Source organism: Streptomyces sparsus (assembly GCF_054776295.1).
On record NZ_BAAHCA010000234.1, the window covers coordinates 1 to 6,042 of the forward strand.

General features: G+C 73.2%; 6 protein-coding genes and 1 pseudogene. All 7 read left to right on the forward strand.

Annotation, left to right across the window (positions count from 1 at the left end; all coding sequences use genetic code 11):
- A pseudogene (locus ACYVE9_RS13030) lies at positions 1-296 on the forward strand (hypothetical protein); the annotation flags it as partial.
- On the forward strand, positions 293-841 hold the full coding sequence (locus tag ACYVE9_RS13035) for a hypothetical protein (protein ID WP_461027977.1): 549 nt from the start codon (positions 293-295) through the stop codon (positions 839-841). The pseudogene ACYVE9_RS13030 and the gene ACYVE9_RS13035, both read left to right, overlap by 4 nt.
- Positions 834-1,859: an ABC transporter ATP-binding protein gene (locus tag ACYVE9_RS13040; protein WP_461027978.1), complete on the forward strand. Its 1,026-nt coding sequence runs from the start codon at positions 834-836 to the stop codon at positions 1,857-1,859. Before ACYVE9_RS13035 ends, ACYVE9_RS13040 begins: the two co-directional genes overlap by 8 nt.
- Entirely contained in the window at positions 1,852-2,649 is a 798-nt protein-coding gene (locus ACYVE9_RS13045) for an ABC transporter permease (RefSeq protein WP_461027979.1), read from the forward strand. Before ACYVE9_RS13040 ends, ACYVE9_RS13045 begins: the two co-directional genes overlap by 8 nt.
- A complete protein-coding gene (locus ACYVE9_RS13050; protein ID WP_461027980.1) occupies positions 2,646-3,377 on the forward strand; it encodes an HAD family hydrolase in 732 nt (243 codons plus the stop codon). Before ACYVE9_RS13045 ends, ACYVE9_RS13050 begins: the two co-directional genes overlap by 4 nt.
- Positions 3,378-3,516: 139 nt before the next feature.
- Complete coding sequence (locus tag ACYVE9_RS13055) at positions 3,517-4,845, forward strand: B12-binding domain-containing radical SAM protein (RefSeq protein ID WP_461027981.1); 1,329 nt, start codon at positions 3,517-3,519, stop codon at positions 4,843-4,845.
- The gene (locus tag ACYVE9_RS13060) at positions 4,842-5,951 is read left to right on the forward strand and encodes an aminotransferase class I/II-fold pyridoxal phosphate-dependent enzyme (protein WP_461027982.1); all 1,110 of its coding nucleotides are present in this window, start codon (positions 4,842-4,844) and stop codon (positions 5,949-5,951) included. The genes ACYVE9_RS13055 and ACYVE9_RS13060 overlap by 4 nt, the downstream gene beginning before the upstream one ends.
- Positions 5,952-6,042 lie beyond the last annotated feature (91 nt).

The following is a 6,042-nucleotide window of genomic DNA, read 5'->3' on the forward strand; positions in this document are numbered from 1 at the left end:
CTCCCGGTAGCTGGCAGGCCGTCGTGCGCTGGGCGCCCGGCGTGTCCACCCGGCCGGTGGACCGCGGCACCGTCGTGGACCGCTGGGGTATGCGGGCCCTGCAGAGTGAGCTCTCCGACCTTCCGCCCGCCCCCGGAACCGCTGCCGGAGGCACCTCCGGCGGCGAGAGCGGCGGCGAGGCCGTGGTGTGGCAGGGGCCGCTCGACGAGCCGCCCCCACCGGAGGTCCTGCGTCTGTTCGTGCACGACATGCTGTGGCTGGGCGTGGCCCCGCAGACCGGGGAGGTGGCCGCGTGACCACGCAGCAACCCACCGTCCCCGCCGTTCCGGCAGAGCAACTTCCCGACGTGCGACGCCTGATCGGCTTTCGCGCCCACGGCGCCGCCCGGGTGGTACTGGAGGGGCACGCGGCCCTCGAGGACGTTGAGGGATCACTGCACGCCGGCCAGGCGGAGACCGCGGTGCTGATGGCCCACGAACTCGTGCACATCTCCCTGTCGGTCCGCAGCCTCGCCACCCGGGGCGAGCTGAGTTGGCCGCAGGGCCAGGTGACGTTCGACCCGTTCGCCGGTCTGCCGGCCCAGGAGGCGGCCGACGGGGAACGACTTGCCGCGGCCGGCACGGGTCTCACCGGGGAGGCCGCCGAGGACTGGCTGCGGCAGCTACGCGACCACCTCGCGGAGAGCGAGCGCAGGCTCGGCTACCCCGAGCGGCTCCCCTACATCCGCGCCGGCTCCGGCATGTTCAAGGCCATCGGCCTGGTGCGCACCTGGTCCGACCACCTCGAACAACTCGGCCTGCCAGGGGTCCTGCCGGGTGACTGGGCGCTGCCCGGTGACTGACCGCGCCACACTGCCCGGCCCCGCCGGACCGGCCGTCCGGCCCCACGGCGACGCCGGCCTGGAACTCACCGGCGTGCGCAAGCGCTACGGCAGCGTGCTCGCCCTCGACGGGGTGGACCTGAGCGTGCCGACCGGTCGCGTCACCGCGCTGCTCGGGGAGAACGGCGCGGGCAAGTCGACCCTGATGTCCATCGTCGCCGGGCTGCGCCGAGCGGACGCGGGGTCGGTGCGCGTGGCCGGACACGACCCGGTCACCGCGCCGCACGCCGCCCGGCTCGCGCTGGGCCTGGCCGCACAGGAACCGGCCATCTATCCACCCTTGACGGCCCGCCAGAACATGCTCTTCCACGCCGAGTTGGCGGGACTGCGGCGGTCGGCCGCCAGGACCCGTGTCGACGAGGTCGCCGATCCGCTGGCGCTCACCGGCCTGCTCGACCGGCGCGCCGGGCAGCTCTCCGGCGGCCAGCAGCGTCGGCTGCACGTGGCCCTGGCCCTGCTGCACCGCCCCCGGGTGCTGCTGCTCGACGAGCCCACCGCGGGCGTCGATGTGCAGACCCGCACGGGACTGCTGGACCTCGTACGGACCCTCGCACGCGAGGGGACCGCCGTCTGCTACTCGACGCACTACCTCACCGAGGTCGAGACCCTCGGCGCCCACGTCGCCGTGCTCGACGCCGGCCGGATCATCGCCCACGACACCCTCACCGAACTGGTCCGCCGCCACGGCCGCAGCGCCCTCGATCTCACCTTCCGCGGACCGCCGCCCGACCTGGACCTGCCCTGGCCCGTCACCCGTACCGCGCACGGCCTGCGCATCGGCGTAGAAGCCCCGCACCGGGCCGCAGCGGAGCTGCTCCAGCGGCTCGGCCCGGCCGCGGCCGAACAACTGACCGGCCTGAGGATCGTGCGGCCCAGCCTGGAGAGCGTCTTCGTCGAACTCACCGGACGCAGCTTCGCCGCCGGGGCCCCGCCCGTCGGCGCCACCGAACCACCGGGGAAGGAGCAAGGCCGTGCCTGACGCGCCGCTGCGCCGGGTCGCCGCGATCGTCCGCCAGGACATGCGGTTGCAGCGCACCGACCTGACACCGCTGATCACCATGACGGTCATGCCGCTGCTCGTGATGGCGTTCGCACAACCCCTGCTACGCGCCGGGCTGACCGCGGAGCGCGGCACGTCGGTGGACGGCGTTCCCCTGAACGGAGCCGAGCAGGCCGTGCCCGGCATCGCGGTGATGTTCGCCTTCTTCCTCACCGCCAACGTCGGCTACGGCATCTTCCGGGAGCACGGCTGGAACACCTGGGACCGGCTGCGGGCCAGCCCCGCCCGCCCCTGGGAGGTGCTCGCCGGGCGCACGGTGACGCCGCTGCTGGTGGCGGTGACACAACTCGGCGTGCTGTTCGCCGTCGGCGGCCCGCTGTACGGGCTGCGGGTCCGCGGTACGTACGCCGCGCTCGCCGCGGTCGCGGTCGCACTGGCGCTGTTCCTGGTGGCGTTCGGGTTCGTCCTCGTCGCCGCGTGCCGCACGGTGATGCAGCTCAACGTCTTCTCCAACGTCGCCGCGCTGCTGTTCGCCGGCGTGGGAGGAGCGCTCGCTCCGGTCTCCCAACTGCCTTCCTGGGTTGCTCCGCTCGCGCCGTTCACGCCCTCCTACTGGGCGATGCGCGGCTTCCACACGGTCGTGCTGGACGGTGGTGACCTGGCCGCGGTGGCCCTGCCGGTCCTCGTCCTCCTGGGCTGCGCGGCGACCCTGTTCACGGTGGGCCTGCTCCGTTTCCGCTTCGACGAACCCAAGGTCGCCTGGTCGTGACACCACCCCGTCTCCCGCCCGCCACCGTCACCGCCGGCACCGAAGCCGTGTCACCCGCCCGAGGGGAGCCCGCCATGCCCGCACTGGTGGTACTCGACTGCTTCGGCACCCTGGTGACCGAGCTGCGCCCCATGCCGGACGCCCCGGAACTCGCCCACCGACTCGCCACCGGCCTCGGCATACCCGACCGCACCGCCAACGCCGTCGTCGACGAACTGTTCGAGACGTTCTGGAAGGTGTTCACCGACCCGTCCGCCGAGCAGCCCGAGACCCGCGACCTGCTCACCCGAGTACTGCGCCGGCACGAGGTACGCGCCGGACCGGAACGCCTGGACGCCGTGATGTGGCACCTGCTGGGGCCCGACGACGGCCGGTTCGCGCTGTGCCGCCCGGCCGCCGAGGCCATGACCGAGGCCGCCGCGGCCGGACACGTCGTGCGGCTGCTCACCAACTGCTACCTACCGGGCGACCAGATGCGCCGCCTGCTGCGTCACCTCGACGTGCCCGACGTGCTCGACGCCTGCCTGTTCACCTCCGACGGGGGGCCGAAGAAGCCCGACCCGCGGGTCTTCCGGCACATCGGCCGCGGCACCTTCACCCGCCGTGTGATGGTCGGCGACACCCCCTGGAACGACACCGAGCCGGCCCGTGCCCTCGGCTGGGACACGGTGCTCGTCGACCCCGCCGCACCCGACTTCGGCCCACTTCGCGCCCTGCTGTCCCGGTGACCGCAGCCGCCACCACCGACGGCGGCGCCGCCGCCCGGCACCGATCGAATGTCGTGTTCCAACCACAGAAACGCTCTGTTCCACCCGCCCGCCGCGCGCGCCGAAAATCGCCGTAGCCCACCCAGTCGAGGAGATCCACGTGGCGAAAGTCCTGGTCGTCTGGCCGCCCCACGTGCCGAGCTACTTCAACGCCGGCCACCACACGCCGCTGTACATGACCGCCGGTCACCTGCGGACCCTCAGCGGGACCACCCGCGTGGACACCTGCGACGCCGGTGCCACCCAGATGAACTGGAAGGCCGTCGGCGACCTGCTGCACCAGGAGCAGTACGACCTCATCGCGATGATGAACGACTTCGACGCCGTCGACGGCTTCGAACGCTTCGTCATGTACGCCCGCGAACTGTCACCGCACAGCAAGCTGGTCACGTTCGGACGGCTCAGCAGTATGAACCCCGGCTTCTTCGCCCGCTACGACCTGGACGCCGTCGTCCAGTCCGGTGACTACGAGTGCGGTGTCGCCGCCTACCTGCGGGCGATGACCGCAGGAGCGGTCACCGGCGGACTGCCTGGCGTCGGCGTGCGCGAGGGCGAGCGCTGGCACCCGCCGACCGGTCCGGGCGCCGCGCTCGACCCGGGGGAGTGGGTGCTGCCCGACGTCGAGGAGATCCCCTACGAGTCCTACGACCGGCTCTACTCCGACGACACCCACAAGTTCTGCGGCATCCCCTTCCGGCGCGAACTGGTGGTGCCCGCCGCCCGCGGCTGCCCCGTCAACTGCGAGTTCTGCGAGGTGCCGGCCATCTTCGGGCTGCGCGAGCGGCGCCTCAGCGTCGACCAGGTCGTGGACTACGTCGAACGCAGCTACCGCGTCGCCCCCTTCGAGTACGTCGCCTTCTACGCGCCCACCTTCACCCTGGACCGCACCTGGGTGAAGGAGCTGTGCGCCCGGTTCCTCGACGGCCCCGTCTCACCGCGCTGGAAGTGCGCCACCACCGTGCACCACCTCAGCGAGGAACTCGTGGCACTCATGGGCCGCGCCGGCTGCGTGCGGATCTCCGTCGGCCTGGAGACGCTCGAACCCGACGGCCACGGCGGCCTGCCCCGGACCAAGCGCATCGAGGAGGAGCGGTTCCGGCAACTGGCCCGGTGGTGCGACGACGCAGGCGTCGAACTCAACGCCTTCGTCATCGTCGGCCTGCCGGGCACCACCATCGAGGGCGTCCACCGCACCCGAGAGGTGGTGCGCGACGTCGGCGCCCGCTTCCGGCCCACCGTCTACACCCCGCTGCACGAGATGACGCCGACCATGACTCCGCTGGAGATCAGCCGCTTCAACCGCCAGCTGACCTCGTTCCCCGCGGGGGAGGACGCCACAGGCGTGTACGAGGCGGTCTTCGGCCGCGAGGACCGGCCCACCACGGTCTACAAGCAGGTGCCCCGGCACATGTCGGGCAGCCTGTCGTGACGGCCCCGCCCGCCGCGCCGCCGCGCTTCCCGCGCCGGGCGGGCGCGGCCCACGTCCACCCGTCCCCGCGCACCAGGACCACCGCGACCAACCTCAAGAGCTGCGAACTCCGCCACCCGGACGCCGACCGGCTCGTCACCGAGGTGACCGCGGCCCTGCGCGTCGACGACGTCCGCTCCTACCCGTACCAGCAGGAGACGCTCACCGCGCTGGCCACCGAACACGGCACCGAACCGGACGGCATCACCCTCACCGGCGGCTCGGACTCCGCGATCGGCCTGCTCGTCGACGCCTTCGCCCGGCCCGCGGGACGCCTGATCCTCGCCGACCCGGCCTTCGAGGCGTGGCGCCACTACGCAGGGCTGCGCGGCGTTCCCGTCACCGGGTGCCCGGTGCTCACCGGCGACCCGCCCCGGGCCGCGCTGGAGACGCTGCACACCCGGCTGCGCACCGCCCCCGGCCCGGCGGTGGTCGCACTCGCCAACCCGATCAGCCCCGCCGGACTCGTCCTCACCACCGACGAGGTCGCAGCCCTCGCTCAGACCGCCGGAGCGCACGGCCACCTGCTGGTCGTCGACGAGTGCTACGGCGCCTTCGCCGACGTCACCCACATCCCCCTCGTGGACCGCTTCCCGCACCTGGTCGTCGTGCGCTCCTACTCCAAGAGCCACGCCCTGGCCGGTGCGCGGATCGCCGCGGTCTTCAGCCACCCCGACACCGCCCGCTACCTCTTCCGCTTCCGCCCCGACAGCGCCGTCGCCGGCCCGGCGCTGGCCCTGCTGACGGCACTGCTGCCCCGCCGGGACGAGTTCCGCGCAGTCTGGGCCGACGTCGCCCGCATCCGGGCCGACTTCGTACGGGCCGTGCGGGCCCACCACCCCGAGTGGACCCCGCTGCAACCCGGCGCGAACTTCGCCACCTTCGTCACTCCCGACCCCGGCCAACCCGAGCGGCTCGTCGAGGCGCTGCACGTCCGCGGCTTCCGCATCCGGGCCTTCAGCGGCATGCCCGGCCTCGGCGGCGCGTTCCGGGTCGCGGTCGCCGAGGACGAGGTCATGCGCGAGGTCGCGGACCTGCTGGAGGAGGTCGCCGATGCGCCCGCCTGAGCCGACACCCCAGACCGGGAACGAGTCGACGCCCCCGCGTGCGCCGGCTACCCGGCCGGCGTCCCCCGGGCCGTCGCCCGCCCGCCCGACC